Source organism: bacterium, from assembly GCA_018812485.1.
Lineage (GTDB): Bacteria > JAHJDO01 > JAHJDO01 > JAHJDO01 > JAHJDO01 > JAHJDO01.
Map to the genome: position 1 here is coordinate 18,601 of JAHJDO010000120.1, position 18,736 is coordinate 37,336.

Genomic DNA, 18,736 nt, shown 5'->3' on the forward strand with positions numbered 1-18,736 from the left:
TCAAATTCAAACTGGTGGTAGAATTTAGTATAGGAGATAATTAAGATTGGATAATATTCACACAGCTGCCAATTTTATAGAACTAGAATCCAGAATAAACAAATTTAGATTATTCTGGAAATGCATCAGGCTATTTGAGGGAATTACCATCTTCCTTTTTTCAATTCTAATATCAATAATAGCTGTTTTAGGTTTGGACAGTCTAATCCATTTTTCCCCCAGCATGCGTTTAGTTTGCCTTATTGCTTTCTGGACAGGAGCCATTACCTGCTTCGTAGCATTTATCATAAAACCAATGATAAAATATTTCAACATTGACCAGGTCGCAGTACATATAGAAAAAGCATACCCCTATATTAATAACCGGCTCATAAACGCCATCCAATTGGGAAGGAAACTAGATTCTCACACAGCTGTCTTTACTGACGCACTCATAACAGATAGTTTAAAAACCACACAGATGTTAAGCCTGAAAAAAGCTGTAAATAAAAGGAAGTTATGTGTATTTGCCTATCTTTTAGCAGGTTCTGTTCTTTTGACTACTCTCTACTTCGCGGCATTTCCCAGATATTTTAAGAATTCTTATGCAAGACTCATACATCCTCTCAAAGACATTCCTCCAATTACACTAACCACATTAAATATAATGCCGGGGAATTGTACTGTGTTTACCGGCGATGATGTTATTATCATTACTTCTATTAAAGGAGTAATGCCTTATGGAGCGGAGATCATATACAAATATGAGAATGAGAGAAAATATTCACATACACAAATGAATTTTAAAAACGACTCTTTCTTATACGAATTAAAAAACATAACTCAACCTGTAAAGTACAGAATTATTGCTGGTGATGGAAAGAGCGCTTTATATAGAATAGAAGTAAAAGAAAGACCGCAGGTTAAAAAGGTAAAGCTTACTTACAAGTATCCTGGATACACAAATCTTCCTATTAAAACAGTAGAGTCTGCTAATGGCCATATAGAGGCACTGATAGGAACTAGAGTGGATACGCAATTCCATTTCAATAAACCTCTGAAAACCCTGGAAGTTAAACTAGATAAAAAGAGAATTAGTTTCTCTATGATCAAGCCTGAAATCGCACAGGGAGAAATTCCCGTATTGAATGATGGAATCTATACTGTCTATTATACTGACATGCATGGATGCAGGAATCTGACTCCTGATAAGTATAGGATTAAGACAATTGAGGATATATCTCCACTTGTCGAAATTACCTCTCCAGCAAAAAATCTCCAGTTAAGCAAAAAAGATTCCATCTCTATAACCAGTAAATCAGTTGATGACTATGGCATAAAAACAATAATATTAAAATGCACAAAAGACGCAACAGTCTACCCTTCTGATATAAGGAACTATGACATACCGAAAAAAGAAATATTATCCAGTTTTAAGATTGATTTAAATAAAATGGATATAAAAACAGGAGATATTCTAACTTATTATGTTGAAGCAGTTGACAATACACTTCCAACAGTACACAGGGCAATTTCAAAAAAATATAACATAGAAATTGTAGACAAAAAACAAAACTTGGATAAGGATAAAAAAATAAACGACATAATCGCAAAACTAAAAGAAATTATTTCTGAACAGATAGAGAATAAAAAAAGTGTAACTATACTAAACTCAGAAGAACACAACAATCCAAATATTGATAAAACATTAGGCAAACAGGTTGATATTCGAGCAAAAACCATTGAGATTATTTCTTCTATAGACGAGACACATCCTGTTTATAAATACAAAGATCGCTTAGACTATACATCTGCAGTTCTAATGGTAAAAGCTATTAAAGGTCTGGATTCCGCAAAAAATTCTACTTCTCCTGCAAAATTCAAACTTTATCTCCATGAAACTGAATTAACACAAGAAGAAATAATACTAGTGCTTAAAGGTATATTATACCGTATTGAACAATTATCTCAGAATCAGGAGACAGTGATTGCAGAAAAGCCTGAAGAGGATACTGAAAAAGCACATCCCGTTCTTAAAAAGCTTGATGAAAATCTTTCAAAATTTCTTGAAGACCAGCAGGAAATTATAAAACAAACATCTGAACTTGCAAAAATAGGCTCCGAAGGGCTTTCAGAACAAGAAAAAGAGCAATTAAAAAAGCTTTCTATGCTTGAAAGCGAGTGGGGTAAGATATTTAAAAAAGCTGCGGATGATCTTTCGCGCCTGCCAGACGTGGATTTCCCTGCTTCAACATTAATTGAACAGACCAATCAACTCTTTAGCGATGTTGAAAAGATTGCCGATAACCTTGTTCCTAACACAATAGAAATCGCTGTTCCTATTGAAGATGCAGGTTTACTATTGGCAAAACAATTAAAACAGGACCTTGAAATCTGGCTGCCCGATAAGCCTGATAGAGTAAAATGGAATATGGAACAACCCATTGGAGACTATGAAGTTCCTATGGCAGATTTACCTGATGAACTTGAAGATATGATTGGAGAACTTATTGAACAGGAGGAAGATTTGATTGATGAAGCTCAAAATATTACAAGTGCATGGGCTGATTCTATGGGCGAAGCTGGGTGGGAGGTTCAAGACGGGCCAATAAGTAATTTCAGCGCAAAGGGTAAAACTGGAAATGTTCTTCCGGATAGCTCTGAAATAACAGGAAGAAGCGGAGAAGGCAGAAGTGGTAAAACTTCAGGAGAACTTGTTCAAAGCAAAGTTATGGGACTTGGAGGCAGAAAAACACCAGCTCGTCTTACTTCTGACCCTTTTCAAAAAGGTATTATTCCAGAAGAAAAGGCAACAGAGACAGGTGGCGCGACTGGTGGAGGAAAGATAAGCGGCGCAGGTGGAGAAGGTCTGCCAGGCACACCGCCGCCTGAGGTAGAATTAAAATTAAGAATGCTGCACGACAAACAGCTTCAGGTTCTGAGCAGAGCAAAGAATATTGCGAAAGGACTGGATAGACTCAATTATCCATCAGATATATTGAATGAAAGCATTAATTCAATGCATGATGTATGTGAAAACATCAAAAATTACCAGGCTCAAAGGCTCCTTCGGACACAGCAGATCATATTAACCAAGCTCAAGGATGCACAAACATCAGTTGTGTATATAAGCAAGGCACGCCGCGATAGATCAATAGGCATGCCAAAGGATTTACGAAAGAAACTAACAACCGTCAAAGACGAGGAATACATCCCCAAATACAACAAACTCCTCAAAGCCTACTACGAAAAACTTTCAAACCCGGATATGTAGTAACCGCTGGAAAAATCCGAAATTTTAAATCCGAAACTCGAAACAAATTCTAAATTCAAATTTTTAAAATTTAAAACATTGTTTTGAGCATTTGTATTTTTGTTATTTGATATTGTTTCGTATTTCGTGCTTCGTGCTTCGAATTTAATCTTCTTAATATCCCGCATTGTTTTATTCCTTTTTCTCCGGCTTCTTTGCAGGTTCAGGTTCTGGTATTTTTTCAATTGACAATAACTCTACTTCAAAGATAAGCGTAGCATTCGGGCCGATCTGCGGTCCGGCAGCTCGTTCGCCATACGCAAGATCCGATGGAATGAAAAGCTGATACTTGCTTCCTACATTCATAAGCTGAAGCGCCTCAGTCCAACCAGGAATAACCCGATTCGCTGGAAAAGTAACAGGTTCCCCCCTCTTATATGAACTATCAAATTCCGTGCCGTCAATCAGTGTCCCTTTGTAGTGAACCTTAACCTGATCAGTTGCCTTAGGTTTCTCGCCTTCTCCCTTACTCAATACTATATACTGCAATCCGCTCTTAGTTGTAATAACGTTCTCTTTTTTCTTATTCTCTGCCAGAAATGCTTCTCCTAGTTCTTTGTTTTCTTTGCCCAGTACATCCATTTTCTTCTTTTGCTCCTCCATAATCTTCATTTGCTTCTCCTGCATCTTTTTAGAGAAAGCCGTTAATTCCTTCATTATCTCTTCCTGGGTAAGCAGAAGTTTCTTGTCATTAAAACTATCTTCAATGCCCTGAACCGCAACAGAGAAATCAATATCCTCTTTTATTTCTTTCAGGCTGGTTCCGAGCTGCAGACCAATAGAATAGCTCAGCTTCTCACGATCAGTCTTTAGACCGTTATCATTAGCGGCTTCTTCCTTTATTGCAATATCTTCTTGCTTAACTACAACCGCCTCTTCCTTAATTACATCCTTATCCTTAGGTACTACAACCGCTTCTTCCTTTTTTACAGCACATGCCTGAGACGCCAGCAACAACCCTACTCCAATCAACATTACCAAAACTCTTTTCATCAAAATCTCCTTTCCTTAATTATTATTAATGCTGGATTATATCTATAACAAATTTCTATTGCAAGCAATAATATTTCAAAATCCCCTCTTGCCTGTCCTCTCCACCGCAACCGCCTGCTTTAGCTGGCGGTTATTGTAGGGGCACATTCTTTGAATTGATTGGGGGATTGGATGGTTGAGGTTTGAGCTATTTTTATTTACGCACGAATCTTCGTGGTACCCATATAACGATCAAGCTCATCTGCCGAGCTTGCAAGGTCAGGTGCAACGGCTTATTATGTGTCTTATTGTCCGTAGACTAATTGGCTACATCTCTTTATATTAGAGTATTATGGAAAGAAAAAAACTTATAGCGTTAGGAGAAAGAATAAGAATATTTCGAATTGGGTTGAATTTATCTCAAGAGAAGTTAGCTGAGATATGTGATTTTGACAGAACGTATATAAGCTTACTTGAAAGAGGCAAAAGAAACCCATCTTATTTAAATCTTTTAAAATTATCTATCGGATTACAAACAACCGCATCAGAACTCACTAAGGACTTAAAGTGACAAAATTAATAAGTATGCAACAAGCAGTTGAAAATTTTAAAGAATTAATCGAGAATTCGGTTAAGGAAAGCGGAATAAAAGGTAAAGAAGCAATGATACGTTCTTCTAAAATGATAAATAATATTCACGAAGCTGTTAAAGCTGATTTACTCAGAAATGGAATTGCACCTTACCGAATACACCCACCTTTGGGAGAAACAAAGCCTGAATTAAAATTGGCTGGCTTTATTAAACAAAAAAATCAAGATGTTTGCGTATCTCCTGAAGGTTATGTTCCAAAAGAGCAAATATTAACTGAAGGAATATTAAGGGAAGCGCAAGATTATTATGGAGAAGATTACACAGAGCGGACAATATCAATCAATATCAGAAGCCAAATGAGTTCCTTGGCTAAAAATTTTGATACATTATATGAAAGAACTATTGCAGAGGCTCAAAACTTACACGTAAGATGTCCAAAAATGGTATTAGGTGAAGTTTATATGATACCTGTCAAAGAGTATGATGCAGAAGCAATGAAATCCAATAAGATAAACTTTATTGATAAAATTGGTGCTGTTGAAAAATACATAAAATCATTTCAAGCCATCAATGGCAGAACTGATACATCTAAAGAAGAATACAAATATGAGAGAGTCTGCCTATTGCTTGTTGATTTCAAAAAAAGCCCTGTCAAAATTTATAGCACAAATCAAGACCTATACAATGACGGTTTGCTTGAAGAAAAATCAGATGCAAGTATAGACGAACTATCTTGGGAATCATTCACAACAAATATTTTGCAAATTTACGAAACAAGATTTGGAAATTGAATTTTAAGTTGATATTTAGTAACTAAAAATTTATCTATTTCTGTTTTATTTTCCAAACTTCTTAAGACATTCAATTCTTTACCGGTAAAGTTAGGAATTGTAAACTTCTCAATAAAATTTTTTTGATAGCAAGGATACCCACCTTGAATGGAAACACTTGTTTTGGTTACATAATAATCCATAACAATTGAGTTAAGGATTTTTCGAACAAATTTTATATTTTCTTCTTTCGAAAATGGATTGATTAGATTTTTAAAAAAAGTTTGTTTGTTATTATAGAAATAAATCCCATACCCGTTCGTAAAATAAGCGTCTTCTTCTTCAACCAATAAAAATCTCGGATGTTTGCTAAAAGTTGGGTTTAGTATTTTTTTCCCGGTTCTTGCAATTCCTTGCGTTCGCCCCCAAACATAAAATGGATCAAATTTTGTTTTCCCTTTGTCTCTGCTATTTAATTTCTCCTTTTCTGATAATAGATATTCGTAGCAGTTAAAATATTTTTTTTGGAACTCTTTTTCTGAAATTGGAACAGCGTTTCTATTAATTATTCTATACGGTGTAATTATTCTTAACGTATTTGATTTAATTTCTTCTTGCGATTTGAAATTAGATATTTTATAAACAGGCTTAGTTATTTCTTTTTCGATGTAAAATGTTCCGTTCTCGGTAGTTTTTTGTAACAATCCATTTTTCTCAAATTTTCTGTCAATGAAAAATACTTCATCTTTTAAAGTCGCAATGCCAACAGCAATGTTAAACAATTGCTTAATTGGTGTTCCAATAGTTTCAATTATCCGGATGTTTTCTTGTTCGTCTGTTTTCAATAATCTCCATTTTTTAACATTGAGATTTGATATGAAATTTGGAGACCAATTTGCTGAAAACAAAAATTCATCTGTTTTCTGTTCGTCTTTTATTTTGTCATACAATATTGATTCATTTCCCTTTTTATCGGCAAATGTAATCGCTGTGTATGTTTGAGCATCAAAAACTTTTTTGTGTCTAAAATCTGCTATCTGTTTTATGCATTTTGTGTTTAAGAAAAATTTACGAAGAGATAATCCTGCAAGCGAAGTGAAATAGTTATTTGGTGTTATATAGCCTAATCTACCATTTTTTGTTAAAAGTTTATAGCCTAACTCAAAAAATGCAAAATATAGATTAAACGTTCCGTTTTCTATTGTTTTCCAATTCCTTATTAAACATTCTCTGTTTTCATCAGACAAGTCTTGATACTTTACATATGGTGGATTTCCTACTATTACTTCAAATTCTTCTTTCCACTCTGCCTTTAAACTGTCTTGGTGATATAAGTTAAAGTCATTTTCTTCAATGATTTCATTATGAAGCAATCCGTAAATACTTAAAATGATTTTTGCTCTTTCAATGTTGTATTTAAGAATATCAGAACCAAAGATATTTTCTTTAATTGTATCTTTGATGGTTTTATTATAGGTTGTTCTATAATATTCAACCAATCCAATTAAGAAAGCACCACAACCACAACTGGGGTCTAAACATTTGTCTGTTTCTTTTGGTGCTGTTTCTTTAACAATAAAATCTACAACATAATTTGGAGTAAAAAACGCGCCATTTAATTCTCGGTCTTCTTTCGGTATTAATAGTTCAAGATAGTTTTCAAATTGCTTTACTGTTTCAATTTCAAGAGATGAAACAAGTAAATATAGTTGGGGTTCAACACTAAAATCAGACAATAAATTACTGATAATTGAGCTGTCTTTATAGTGCAATTGTTGGTTGTTCAAAAATGAGTATACTAAATGCTTTTCAATTAATGAGATGTCGTTTGTATTTATAAGTTTATTTATGATGTTCTTATTTGGCATCTTCATCAGTTATTAATCCTTAGATGTTCTCTCTTTTACACATAACATTAACTATTGAACAATTACTTCTACCTTAATACTACCCTACCTCAAATTGCTTAAAATCTCAATAAAAATAGACAAAGACATTATATACCCCCCCCATCCCAAAATCATAAAGGATAAATTAAGGATAAAGGGAGAAGGAGGAAATGTTAAATAGACTTCAATATCTCTAAAATACTTTCTTCCGCTTGCTCTTCCAATCCATTTATAATCTTCTTTTGCCATTTCTGAGGCACAGAGTTGAAAACGTCTCTGATTATGTTTGCTTCGTCCTTGTTAATTAAAAACTTTAATATTTTAACCGCAGTGTCCCTATCTTTTATAGCCTTTTCTTCTCTAACTCTACGTTGGAAAATTATCAATTTATGTAAGGCAAAGTTGGCAGGATGTGGCAATGTTAAATAAAAGTCTTCCACTTTAGCTTTAATTGTGTTGCTTGAAAGAAAACTCAAAAATCTTAAAGCAACTGCGTTAATTCCTAATTTTGGCAATGGATGAGGTTTATCCGTGCCTTTGCCTTTTTCTGGAACCAAAAATTCGAGTATTAAATCCGGGTGATCAAGTTTGATATAACCTCTACTGCCTTTAAAAGTTGTAACAAACCCTAAATCTTTGAGGAGTTCTGGTATGTCAATATATTTCTTTATTCTATTGGGATTATCTATTAGAAAATCGATATCTCTCGTTTTTATGGTTGTTTGGTCTATGTATGGGATGTCAGAAAAATAATCCTTGTAAAAATATACACACCAACTACCAATAAGAATGAAATTGTCTAAAATACCATTTCTGTGAAATCTTCTTAAAATCTCAAAACATAATTCAGACTGCTTCTTTTCCACGTAATGAGCTCCTTAAAAATTTAATTTGTTTTTTTATTCTAGATAAAGAATTCCTATATTTAGCTCTTAGTATTTTTGCTTCGTCGTATTTCTTTTTTTCTTCTTCAGAAATTTTGCCTTTGTAGATATATTTTACTTTTTTATCTATTCTTTTTACTAAATAATAATACTCGTGACCGTGTATTTCCCTTTTTGCAAGACATCCTTTAGGCAATCTTATTAAGGACTCCTCATATTCCTTTTTCATCCTGAGAGAATTTTCCAGCTCTTCCGCTAATACCCCTTTAATAACTCCTCTCATAAACACTCCTATTTACCTAACAAACGATACTACAATATAACTTGTTGGGTAACATGTCAATAAAATAATTTACCTAACAAATATAATTATTAGAGCATTTGTTGGGTAGCAAATTAATCCATAAAGAAAAAAGGGAGAACGACAAAGGGGGACTTTATATTGCCTAATCTTCGGTTTTGAGATATCATAAATAAAAAAATAAATTCGAAGCATGAAGCACGAAATGCGAAACAATATCAAATAACCAAAATACGAATGCTCAAAACAATGTTTGGAATTTTGAAAATTAGGATTTTGAATTTGTTTAGGATTTCGATATTCGGATTTTTAAGTGTAATGTCTAAGAATCGGAAATAAAGGCAATGGGCATAATACAAGAACACGAGCCTGTGAAATTAGTAACAAGTATTTTTTCTCAGGATAAGAATTTAATAGATTCTGTGATAAAACTGCTTGTGGATAAGTTTGGGAAAATAGATTTTGAGACAGAGTTATTAGATTTCAATCAGACCAACTATTATGAGCCAGAAATGGGTAAAGCTCTGTTGAGAAAATTCGTGAGTTTTGAGGGGCTGATAGAGCCTGATAGTATCAGTGATATAAAAATATATACAAACGAACTTGAAAAAAGCATTTCTTCATCATGGAAGACTGAGAGAAAAAGAGATGTAAACATTGATCCTGGATATTTAAGCCTCGCGAAACTTGTTCTTGCAAGCACAAAAGATTTTTATCACAGAATATATCTAGACCATGGCATCTATGCGGAAATAACACTTATCTTTAAAAAAGAAACTCACTCTAAAGGAAGCTTTCAGCCTTTTCAATGGACATATCCCGATTATGCGTCGCAGGAATATCGCAGTATATTTAACCAAATAAGAAAAATATATAAAAACCAACTGGAGAATAAGTGAAGAAACCTGAACTGGTTGCGCCTGCAGGAAACCTTGAAAAGCTAAAAGTCGCAATTGATTATGGAGCTGATGCTGTCTATATCGGTGGAAAAAGATGGAGCCTCAGAGCAAGAACTGACAACTTCACACTATCTGAAATTAAAAAAGCAGTTGATTATGCTCATAAACGTAAGAAAAAAGTATATGTTGCGCTTAATATATTCGCACATAATAAGGACTTTGTAGGATTAGAAAATTATATAAAGAAACTATCCAGTATAGGGATTGATGCATATATCGTTTCTGATCCGGGAATTATCTCTGTTATTCAGGAAGTAAGCCCTGAGGCAAATATTCATCTTTCCACTCAGGTAAGCACTTCAAATCAACTAAGCGCAGAATTCTGGGAAAGGGAGGGCATAAAAAGAATTGTATTATCCAGAGAGCTCTCAAAAACAGAGATAAAAAATATTACTAAAAAAACAAAATGCGGGATAGAGATCTTTATTCATGGGGCTATGTGTATGGCTCATTCAGGGAGATGTCTGCTTAGCAGTTTTATGACAGGAAGAAGCGCTAACCTCGGAGACTGTGCTCAGCCCTGCAGATGGAAATATTTTCTTAACGAGGAAGTAAGACATGGTGAATACTTCCCTGTTTTTGAAGGAGACAGAGGTTCTTTTATATTCAACTCAAAGGACCTCTGCTTGATAGAACATATTCCTGAAATCTTTAAGACAGGTGTAAATGCTGTAAAAATTGAGGGGAGAATGAAAAGCCTCTACTATATAGCATGTGTAACAAGAGTATATCGGCAAGCAATTGATGAATATGCTTCCAATCCGTCAAAATATAGATTCAGAAAAACCTGGCTGGATGAATTAAAAAAAATCAGCCATCGCGGCTATACAACAGGTTTTTTCCTCAATAAACCAAATGATGAAGCCCAGGTATATAAGTCCTCATCATACATAAAAAATTACGAGTTTGTTGGTGTAGTTACCAAAACTGCAAAATCAAACATTTCAAGAATTGAAGTTAGAAATAAAATATGTGTTGGAGACAAGCTTGAAGTAATCGGACCAAGTTTAGAAGATGACTGCAAGGAAGCTATAACAAACATGACGGATAAAAACGGTAATGAGTTTGAAGTCGCTAATCATGGACAGATTGTATTTATAAAAGCAAAAAACAAGCTAGAAAAAGGCAGCCTGTTACGCAGGCAAATTGATTAAAATGTATGTAGATTTACACATTCACTCATGCGCCTCTGACGGGACATTAACCGCAGAGGAAACTATAGCTGCCTGCATGGAGAAAGATATAACTCTATTCTCTGTTACAGACCATAATTCCATTGCATGCAACGCAGAATTACGCAACCTTATAAAATTAAAAGACATATCATATATTCAGGGAGTTGAGATCGCATCAACATTTAAAGGCAGAGAGTTTCATATAACAGTTTATGGGTTTGATGAAACTAACAAAGAATTTAGAGAGCTTTTGAGAAAACATACCCAAGACGTAGAAGAAAACTTTTGCAATAAGTTTATAGAATGTTTCTCAAACCAAATCCCACAGCTCAATTTGGAAGAATTTAATGCATATTTATATGATCTCCGAAGAGGAGGGAGTAAATTATTAAACTATCTGATGGACAAAAAAGTGCTCAAAAATCTTGATGAGTATTTCCTTCTTGCAGGAGATTTTATTTCCAGATTCAGGATATTCTCTCTGCCACGTAAGGTAATAGATATTGCGAGAAAGGCAGGAGGATATCCATTTTTAGCACATCCTCCCGCTTACTATAGTTGCCTTGATCATTTTCCTGAGAAAGAGCTTGATGAGTGGCGCGGGTGGGGAATTGCAGGGATAGAGTGTTATTCTCCATATTTCAGAGAGGGAGAGAACGAGAAATACATTCAATATTGTATTAAAAACGGCCTCCTCATTTCAGGGGGCTCTGACTACCACGGTACATTTACCGAAAGAAAACTTGGCTCACAGAAGATTACACCTGATATGATTAATCTGGGGGATATACGAATTATTAATAAACATGTTTCTAAAAGCGTTTTTGTATAATCTTTAAATTCTAAAACACGTCTTCATCAGTGGTAATTATGTAGCCGCAATATATACAGACATCCTTGTTAGGAGGAATCGTTCTTTTACATTTAGGACATGTCAGGCTATCATGTTTTTCCCTTGTCATTTTACCATCTAAAGAACCATCTTCTTCATCGATATCAATTAATTCATCTTTAAACTCTTCTTCAGTAAAAAGACCTTTTTTAACCAATAACCTGAGAATTGTTCTGTTAAACAACGCCATTCTTGAGGTATCGTCAGAAATTTTATTTATTTTTTTATTAATATCCATCTTATGACATTGTTACAGGCTTAAACTTTATATGTAATTTTTGTTTTTCCAGATACACATGTTCAATTCTTCTTTCAATTTTTCTAAATTCCAGATTGTTTTCCAGCCCTTCAACTAAGCTAGAGGCAATTTTATCTCTTAATTCTTTAGGAGGGGTTTTGAATCCCATTACATCGCATCTATCTATTTCCAGTTTCAATAAGCCGTCCTTCATACTCAGTTTTCCGGAAAGATCTCCATTAATGTATCGGTTCATAAATGGTATAGAGAATCTTATATTGATTTTATCTCCCATAAAATCGACATAAGCTCTATTCTTAAACTGGGGATTAGACGCAATAAGCAGATTCAAATCTCTGTCAGTGAGAACAAACTCTCCACCTTTTTGCGATATGGATTTTAACTCTCCAATCTTTTCTTTTATATCTTTCTCTTCCCCGGATAAAAAAGATACTTGCTTAATTTGAACTGGTTCAGTTGAACTGTATTTTATGAATTTACTCCGCACAAAGAAGAGCATCGCTCCAACCGATATTACAACAAACAGTACCAGCCCCCCACAACCTATGAGACCCCAGAAAAAGCAACCCTTTTTCTTTTTTTTCTCGCTTTCTGCCCGAATATATTGCTCCTGCTCCATAACTACCTCATATATCCTTACTAATTTCTACTCCCATTCTATTGTGCTCGGCGGCTTTGAAGAAATATCATACACTACTCGATTTATGCCTTTTACTTCGTTTATTATTCTATTGGATATTCGCTCGAGCAGTTCATACGGCAGCCTTGCCCAGTTCGCTGTCATAGCATCTTCACTTGTAACGGCTCTTATTGCAACGACATTCTCATACGTTCTCTCATCCCCCATAACGCCCACTGTTTTGACAGGCAACAGAACACAGAATGACTGCCATAGATCATGATACATTCCAGATGCTTTGACTTCATCCATCAGAATCCAATCCGCATCACGCAGAACATCAAGCTTCTCCTTAGTTATATCACCCAAAATCCTCACTGCAAGTCCAGGACCTGGGAAAGGCTGTCTTCTAATTAACTCATCCGGAAGCCCCAATTCTTCTCCGACAAGTCTTACTTCATCCTTGAAAAGCTCTTTCAACGGCTCTATTAGCTTAAAATTCATTTTTTCAGGAAGCCCTCCCACATTATGATGTGTTTTAATAGTTGCAGAGGGACCTCCTATTGGAGACGTGCTTTCAATAACATCAGGATATAATGTGCCTTGAGCAAGAAATTTAATTTTACCTAATTTTCTTGCCTCTTTTTCAAAAATACCTATAAAAAGTCCGCCTATTATCTTTCTTTTCTTTTCAGGATCCGTTATATTTTTAAGTGCATTTAAGAACTCAGACTGAGCACTGATTTTCTTCAAATTGATACCAAACCCTTTAAGTCTGCTTTCTACAAGCTCTGCCTCTTTTTTGCGAAGCAATCCATTATCAACAAAAACAGCTATTAAATTCTTGCCTATGGCTCTATTAAGAAGCACGGCTAGAACAGAAGAATCCACACCTCCGCTTACTGCGCATAAAACTTTCTCTTTGCCTATCTTCTTCCTTAGCTCCCGAACTGCATTATCCACAAATAACTTCATATTCCATTCCGGCTTGCAACCAGCTATTTCAGTAAGAAAATTTTTAATGATTGTCTTGCCTTTAGGTGTATGTACCACTTCAGGATGAAACTGAATTCCATAAAACTTCTTCTGTTCATGTTCCATTGCTGCAATATGCGAATTGTCAGTTGACCCAATTATCCTGAAGCCCCGAGGAAGCTGTGTAATCTTATCCCCATGGCTCATCCAAACAGGTTCTTTTAGAGACAAGTTCTTAAACAAAGTCTCTCTGAATTTAACATTAAGAACTGCCTTCCCGTATTCTCTTGCTTTTGCAGCAAGAACTTTACCGCCTAGCATCTTTGCCATAAGCTGTGCACCATAACATATCCCAAGCACTGGCAATCCAATATTGAAAATTTCCTTATCACACACTGGACTCCCTTTTTCAGTAACACTGGCTGGCCCTCCGGATAATATAATACAAGTCGGCATATTACTGGACAGTTCACGAGCATTAGTGTCATAAGAGATTATCTTCGAATATACACCGTGTTCTCTCACGCGCCGTGCAATAAGATGTGTATATTGAGAACCAAAGTCTAAAATAGCTACCCATTCTTTATTCATTATTCTCCACTGCTTCAACAAAGATTTCTTCTAAAGACCTCTTTATTGTCATAACAGATAATATCTGGCTGTTATTTGATCTTAGAATATCTATAACAGTATTAATAAGATGCTCGTCAAGACTAATTTCAAGCATATCTTTATCAGTTTCGTTTTCTCCTATGGAAATTTCAGGAATTTTGTTTAGCTTATTATGAGTTTCTTTATCAATGTTCATTGCTCTAATTTTAACCGCATGTTTCATGATTAAAAGATCATCAAGCTTTCCAATCTTATTTAGTCTTCCTTTATGCAAAATGCCTATTCTGTCGCAAATTAGTTCTGCCTCAGAGAGCTGGTGGGAACATAGAAAAAGAGTCTTGCCTTGTTCTTTTAATTTCAAAAACACATCTCTCATTTCCCTCTGTCCAATAGGATCCAAACCTGACGTTGGTTCATCAAGAAGCAGAAGATCCGGGTCATTAATCAGAGTTTGCGCAAGTGCAGCGCGCTGTAACATACCTTTAGAATATGAAGAAAGTCTGATGTGCGCCTTTTCTGTAAGCCCGACTAAATCCAGTATTTTGGCAATACGTCTCTTTCTTTCTATTGATGCTATTCCAAACAAGCTTCCACAAAAATCAAGCAATTCCCATGCTGTGAGATAGCTATATAAATACGAAACTTCCGATAAATAACCAATTCTGTTTTTTGTCTCTATATTGCCTAACTGCTTACTCAAAATCCATCCTTGACCCTCGCTAGGAGATATAAAACCCAGTAATAACTTAAGAGTTGTTGTCTTCCCGGAACCATTTGGCCCAAGCAGCCCAAACGTTTCTCCCTTATTAACCTCTATACTCAGATGATCTAAAGCCAAAACCCTTGTCTTTCTCTGGATGCCAAGCACATATTCTTTTGTAAGATTTTCTGTTTTTATTACTATATCTGTCATAATTCCTTCCCCCTATCTACCTCCCCAGAAGTTTCTATCCATACTTCTATATTGAATCGCTTCTGAGACATGAACAGCAGTTATATTTTTACTTTGCTCCAAATCTGCAATTGTACGCGCAATCTTTAGTATTTTATCATAAGCTCTTGCACTTAACCCTAAACTATTCATAGCGGCTTTTATAAGAGACTGAGTCTGACCGTCAAGCTGACAGTGTTCTTTTATGTCTTTTGCACGCATATGAGCATTACAAAAAATCTTCTTTCCTTTAAATCTTTGCTGCTGAATCCTTCGAACATTATTAACTCTCTCTTTTATTACAGCAGAGGTCTCAGACTGTGCCCTGTCGGATATCTCCTGATAATTAAGAGCTGGAACATCCACATGAATATCAATTCTATCAAGTAGAGGCCCGCTTATTCTAGAAATGTAGTTCTGTATTTGATACGGAGTGCATCTGCACTCTTTTACAGGATGTGTAAAATATCCACATGGACATGGATTCATTGCTGCTACAAGTGTAAATCTGGAAGGATATGTATGAGATGCACTTGCACGGGAAATAGTGACAACTCCATCCTCAAGCGGCTGACGCAGCACCTCAAGAGTATTGCGTCGGAACTCAGGAAGCTCATCTAAAAACAATACTCCATAATGAGAAAGGCTTACTTCTCCCGGCCTTACCAGCTGTGTGCCGCCAATTAGAGCTACATCGGAAATTGTATGGTGTGGAGCTCTGAAAGGACGGGTTGCTATAAGCCCCTTTCCCTGAGGAAGAATACCAGCAATAGAGTGAACCTTTGTTACTTCTAAACTCTCTTGTAATGTCATATCAGGCATTATAGTTGGTATCCTTCTTGCAAGCATCGTCTTGCCGGCTCCAGGAGGCCCAATCATCAGGATATTATGCCCGCCACCTATTGCAATTTCTATTGCTCTCTTTACATGCTGCTGCCCTTTAACATCTGAAAAATCAACATCGTACACAGAGTTCATTTTAAAAATTTCTTCAATATCCACTTTAAAAGGCGGAATATTTTCTACCTGATTTATGAAATCCACTGTTTGCTGAAGGTTCTCTAATGGATATGTATCTATTTGGTCTACAACGGCCGCTTCCTGAATATTATCTGACGGAACACAAAGAGAATGCCCGCTATTTTCCTTAATAGTTAACGCCATTGGTAAGACTCCTTTGGCAGGTCTAATATCGCCATCTAGTGAAAGTTCTCCAACAAAACAATGTTTACTTATAGTTTTATCGCTTATATAGCCGGAACATGCAAGTATTCCTAAAGCAATAGGCAAATCAAACGCCGAACCTTCTTTTTTGAGTTCTGCTGGTGCCAGATTAATTGTTATCCTTTTTTGAGGAAAAACAAATCCTGAATTCTTTATCGCAGCTTTAACCCTGTCACGGCTCTCTTTTACTGCATTATCAGGAAGACCGACAATTGTAAGCGACGGAAGACCGTTAGCTACATCAGTTTCTACCTCTATTAACTTGCCACCAATTCCAACAACCGCACAACTATAAACCTTTGCAAACATATTCCCACCATATAAATTACCGTTATTCTATTATTATGGGGGTTGACAATCAAGAGCTATTCTTTGCCTATCACAACATAAGGACGAATCTTTTCAAGTTTCTTTGGACTAATTCCCTTCACTTTGACTAAGCCATCTACTGTTTTATATGGACGTCTTGCTATAATTCTCTCAGCCAAAACTGAACCGATTCCCTTGATAGACATAAGTTCTTCTTTGCTGGCAGTATTTAGGTTGAGTAAGCCTTGCGTGGATTTGCCTTTTTTTATCTGATCCTGTAATTCCTTTAATTTTTGATCCTCTCTTCGTTGTTCTGCGCGGAACTCTGCAATCCGGTCAGGATCGCTCTCTGACCAAATGCCGACACGTTTCAACATGGCAGAAGTTTCCAGATCGCGGAGCCTTTCAATCATTTCACTGCGTAGTATGCCATTGGGCGTTTTTCTTCCCATCCCGTAATTACGAGCAAAGCCATTTTTAACGAGTAGACTCGCCAAATCATCTCCGCCAGCAGTAGTGATGAACCCGTATACACGGCCTTTGGCTGATCTTCCTAATGCGCTTGCAAAGGCTGTATGAACAGTAAAAGGGACAGCAAGAATATGTTCAACAAAAGTTTTTGCTTTGTCGCCAAAATGAATGGTGCGTGCAGCCTGCGATAATCCAAAATATCGCGTTTGCTCCCGTACCCTTTGCACATCACTTGTAGAACTGGCAGAAGTTTCAGGACAGTCAACAAAATAAAGCCTTACATGGAAAGATTTTTCATTAGATTCCACAAAGAAACTATCTCCATCATTTGCCAGATTACTTACCAATTTTGCATTGGAAAACATTTGCAAATCAGCAGCATATGATCGAAAAATCCCTCCAAATATCAATACCGCTGTCAGTAATAAAGTTCTGATGAGTGATTTGTTAGAAGTTTTCATTATTGCTTAATTTGACTTTCTCTCAATTTATTTGCAACGAATAAAGAACGTGATTCACTATTAACTGGACGTTTTTCTTTAATACACCAATCAACTAATTCAGTAACATTAACACCAATCTTTTTAATATGCATACCTTTTGAAATAAGATCTTCAATGCTTTTATTCGCAAAAGATTCCCATTCTTCATATGATTTTTCCAACGAATCTACATCAACAGAAACATTGCAAAGGCTTTCCCATTGATCTTTTCGAAACCATGCAATACCAAAAACTGATTCATCTTCAATATGATTTTTCATTAGATTTCTATTCCTTTTAAATATTTCTTTACCTCTAACGACCAAGTTCACCAGCTGAAAGACGCGACACAAAGCGGCGCGGGTTTTGGTCAGTGTGAAGCAAATTGTTATACATTTTCATTCTCTACCTAATGGTTTTGGACGAACTTTTTTATTTTCTGTCCAGCCATTATTAGCGTTTCTAAAATAATCAAATTTCGGAATATAGGGTTTTATGTCAATGAGTGGCGTATTATCAAGAACGTCTATCCCACTTACTTCCAAAATATTTTTATTTCTTTTTTCTAATTTTACAATAGAAATGCCAATACTATTCGGTCTACAAGGATGTCGGGAGGCAAAAACCCCATGAGGAGAATCATCTAAGAACGTTGGTCGAGATAATTTTATTTCTCCGGCTTGGTCAAAAATATAAAACAATATGATATGTGAAAATGTTTCAATTGTTTCTAATCCTTTTTCGTATTCCGGAAATAATTCTATTAGACCTTTTTCTTCAGGTCTTATCTGTCCTTGAATAGGGCACTCATCTTTTGTTTTATATGGACTATAAATAATCCCAATCTGCTCAATTCTAAATTTATTTTTCATGTTTTAGCTTAATTTACTTATAGTGCTACAATAGCCCAAATTGCTTAAAACCTCAATAAATTTCTGGATTGCTCGGTCAAGTCTGGCTTTGAAAGTGGACTTTTACATCCCCCTGAATCCCATACGTGTTAAGTTAAGCTAATAAGTTTTCTCGCCGATGTGGTTGACATCGGTGTTTTTTTGTGCCATTATACCGATAGCCGTAATAATGCTATCGGCATAGAAAGGAGACAGTTATGACGAAGGAGAACAGAAG

At 35.6% G+C, this 18,736-nt stretch carries 18 protein-coding genes; 6 read left to right on the forward strand and 12 right to left on the reverse strand.

Annotation, left to right across the window (positions count from 1 at the left end; genetic code table 11):
- The first annotated feature begins 46 nt into the window (after nt 1-46).
- The gene (locus tag KKC91_10115; protein ID MBU0478907.1) at nt 47-3,253 is read left to right on the forward strand and encodes a hypothetical protein; all 3,207 of its coding nucleotides are present in this window, start codon (nt 47-49) and stop codon (nt 3,251-3,253) included.
- 171 nt (nt 3,254-3,424) lie between these two features.
- On the opposite strand, the gene KKC91_10120 is transcribed toward KKC91_10115, so the two are convergent.
- Nucleotides 3,425-4,267: an FKBP-type peptidyl-prolyl cis-trans isomerase gene (locus tag KKC91_10120; protein MBU0478908.1), complete on the reverse strand. Its 843-nt coding sequence runs from the start codon at nt 4,265-4,267 to the stop codon at nt 3,425-3,427.
- Nucleotides 4,268-4,616: 349 nt separating this feature from the next.
- On the opposite strand from KKC91_10120, the gene KKC91_10125 reads away from it, so the two are divergent.
- Both KKC91_10125 and KKC91_10130 read left to right on the forward strand, forming a co-directional pair.
- Nucleotides 4,617-4,835 carry a helix-turn-helix domain-containing protein gene (locus tag KKC91_10125; GenBank protein ID MBU0478909.1) on the forward strand — a complete coding sequence of 73 codons (219 nt, stop codon included), beginning with the start codon at nt 4,617-4,619 and terminating at the stop codon, nt 4,833-4,835.
- A complete protein-coding gene (locus KKC91_10130) occupies nt 4,832-5,647 on the forward strand; it encodes a restriction endonuclease (GenBank protein MBU0478910.1) in 816 nt (271 codons plus the stop codon). The genes KKC91_10125 and KKC91_10130 overlap by 4 nt, the downstream gene beginning before the upstream one ends.
- On the opposite strand, the gene KKC91_10135 is transcribed toward KKC91_10130, so the two are convergent.
- From KKC91_10135 to KKC91_10145, 3 genes are all read right to left on the reverse strand, one after another.
- Nucleotides 5,623-7,494 (reverse strand): N-6 DNA methylase, encoded by a 1,872-nt coding sequence (locus KKC91_10135; protein MBU0478911.1) that lies wholly within the window; start codon nt 7,492-7,494, stop codon nt 5,623-5,625. The genes KKC91_10130 and KKC91_10135 overlap by 25 nt on opposite strands.
- A gap of 194 nt (nt 7,495-7,688) precedes the next feature.
- Entirely contained in the window at nt 7,689-8,381 is a 693-nt protein-coding gene (locus tag KKC91_10140) for a nucleotidyltransferase domain-containing protein (GenBank protein MBU0478912.1), read from the reverse strand.
- A complete protein-coding gene (locus KKC91_10145; protein MBU0478913.1) occupies nt 8,362-8,682 on the reverse strand; it encodes a hypothetical protein in 321 nt (106 codons plus the stop codon). The genes KKC91_10140 and KKC91_10145 overlap by 20 nt, the downstream gene beginning before the upstream one ends.
- 362 nt (nt 8,683-9,044) lie before the next feature.
- Between KKC91_10145 and KKC91_10150 the strand changes: the two genes are divergently transcribed.
- Genes KKC91_10150 through KKC91_10160 form a run of 3 tightly spaced genes read left to right on the forward strand, consistent with a single transcriptional unit; the run spans nt 9,045 to nt 11,666 of the window.
- A complete protein-coding gene (locus tag KKC91_10150; GenBank protein MBU0478914.1) occupies nt 9,045-9,599 on the forward strand; it encodes a DUF4416 family protein in 555 nt (184 codons plus the stop codon).
- Nucleotides 9,596-10,813 carry a U32 family peptidase gene (locus KKC91_10155; protein MBU0478915.1) on the forward strand — a complete coding sequence of 406 codons (1,218 nt, stop codon included), beginning with the start codon at nt 9,596-9,598 and terminating at the stop codon, nt 10,811-10,813. Before KKC91_10150 ends, KKC91_10155 begins: the two co-directional genes overlap by 4 nt.
- Nucleotide 10,814: 1 nt before the next feature.
- Nucleotides 10,815-11,666, forward strand: coding sequence for a PHP domain-containing protein (locus KKC91_10160; GenBank protein ID MBU0478916.1), 852 nt, complete (start codon nt 10,815-10,817; stop codon nt 11,664-11,666).
- Between the two features lie 10 nt (nt 11,667-11,676).
- Here KKC91_10160 and KKC91_10165 read toward each other — a convergent pair whose 3' ends face one another.
- From KKC91_10165 to tsaA, 8 genes are all read right to left on the reverse strand, one after another.
- On the reverse strand, nt 11,677-11,964 hold the full coding sequence (locus KKC91_10165; GenBank protein ID MBU0478917.1) for a hypothetical protein: 288 nt from the start codon (nt 11,962-11,964) through the stop codon (nt 11,677-11,679).
- Between the two features lies 1 nt (nt 11,965).
- Complete coding sequence (locus tag KKC91_10170) at nt 11,966-12,604, reverse strand: hypothetical protein (protein ID MBU0478918.1); 639 nt, start codon at nt 12,602-12,604, stop codon at nt 11,966-11,968.
- A 27-nt stretch (nt 12,605-12,631) separates the two neighbouring features.
- Nucleotides 12,632-14,170, reverse strand: coding sequence for a glutamine-hydrolyzing GMP synthase (guaA, locus tag KKC91_10175; GenBank protein ID MBU0478919.1), 1,539 nt, complete (start codon nt 14,168-14,170; stop codon nt 12,632-12,634).
- Nucleotides 14,163-15,104, reverse strand: coding sequence for an ABC transporter ATP-binding protein (locus KKC91_10180; protein ID MBU0478920.1), 942 nt, complete (start codon nt 15,102-15,104; stop codon nt 14,163-14,165). Before KKC91_10180 ends, guaA begins: the two co-directional genes overlap by 8 nt.
- Nucleotides 15,105-15,116: 12 nt before the next feature.
- Complete coding sequence (locus KKC91_10185) at nt 15,117-16,655, reverse strand: YifB family Mg chelatase-like AAA ATPase (protein ID MBU0478921.1); 1,539 nt, start codon at nt 16,653-16,655, stop codon at nt 15,117-15,119.
- Nucleotides 16,656-16,711: 56 nt separating this feature from the next.
- Entirely contained in the window at nt 16,712-17,587 is an 876-nt protein-coding gene (locus tag KKC91_10190) for a helix-hairpin-helix domain-containing protein (protein MBU0478922.1), read from the reverse strand.
- A complete protein-coding gene (locus KKC91_10195; protein MBU0478923.1) occupies nt 17,587-17,889 on the reverse strand; it encodes a hypothetical protein in 303 nt (100 codons plus the stop codon). The genes KKC91_10190 and KKC91_10195 overlap by 1 nt, the downstream gene beginning before the upstream one ends.
- 117 nt (nt 17,890-18,006) lie before the next feature.
- Complete coding sequence (tsaA, locus tag KKC91_10200; protein MBU0478924.1) at nt 18,007-18,480, reverse strand: tRNA (N6-threonylcarbamoyladenosine(37)-N6)-methyltransferase TrmO; 474 nt, start codon at nt 18,478-18,480, stop codon at nt 18,007-18,009.
- Between the last annotated feature and the right edge of the window lie 256 nt (nt 18,481-18,736).

Bases quoted from the DNA above. Each gene is read 5' to 3' on its own strand.
- KKC91_10120 (MBU0478908.1), bottom strand. From the start codon at position 4,267: ATGTTGATTGGAGTAGGGTTGTTGCTGGCGTCTCAGGCATGTGCTGTA.
- KKC91_10125 (MBU0478909.1), top strand. From the start codon at position 4,617: ATGGAAAGAAAAAAACTTATAGCGTTAGGAGAAAGAATAAGAATATTT.
- KKC91_10135 (MBU0478911.1), bottom strand. From the start codon at position 7,494: ATGCCAAATAAGAACATCATAAATAAACTTATAAATACAAACGACATC.
- KKC91_10145 (MBU0478913.1), bottom strand. From the start codon at position 8,682: ATGAGAGGAGTTATTAAAGGGGTATTAGCGGAAGAGCTGGAAAATTCT.
- KKC91_10150 (MBU0478914.1), top strand. From the start codon at position 9,045: ATGGGCATAATACAAGAACACGAGCCTGTGAAATTAGTAACAAGTATT.
- KKC91_10160 (MBU0478916.1), top strand. From the start codon at position 10,815: ATGTATGTAGATTTACACATTCACTCATGCGCCTCTGACGGGACATTA.
- KKC91_10165 (MBU0478917.1), bottom strand. From the start codon at position 11,964: ATGGATATTAATAAAAAAATAAATAAAATTTCTGACGATACCTCAAGA.
- KKC91_10170 (MBU0478918.1), bottom strand. From the start codon at position 12,604: ATGGAGCAGGAGCAATATATTCGGGCAGAAAGCGAGAAAAAAAAGAAA.
- guaA (MBU0478919.1), bottom strand. From the start codon at position 14,170: ATGAATAAAGAATGGGTAGCTATTTTAGACTTTGGTTCTCAATATACA.
- KKC91_10180 (MBU0478920.1), bottom strand. From the start codon at position 15,104: ATGACAGATATAGTAATAAAAACAGAAAATCTTACAAAAGAATATGTG.
- KKC91_10185 (MBU0478921.1), bottom strand. From the start codon at position 16,655: ATGTTTGCAAAGGTTTATAGTTGTGCGGTTGTTGGAATTGGTGGCAAG.
- KKC91_10190 (MBU0478922.1), bottom strand. From the start codon at position 17,587: ATGAAAACTTCTAACAAATCACTCATCAGAACTTTATTACTGACAGCG.
- KKC91_10195 (MBU0478923.1), bottom strand. From the start codon at position 17,889: ATGAAAAATCATATTGAAGATGAATCAGTTTTTGGTATTGCATGGTTT.
- tsaA (MBU0478924.1), bottom strand. From the start codon at position 18,480: ATGAAAAATAAATTTAGAATTGAGCAGATTGGGATTATTTATAGTCCA.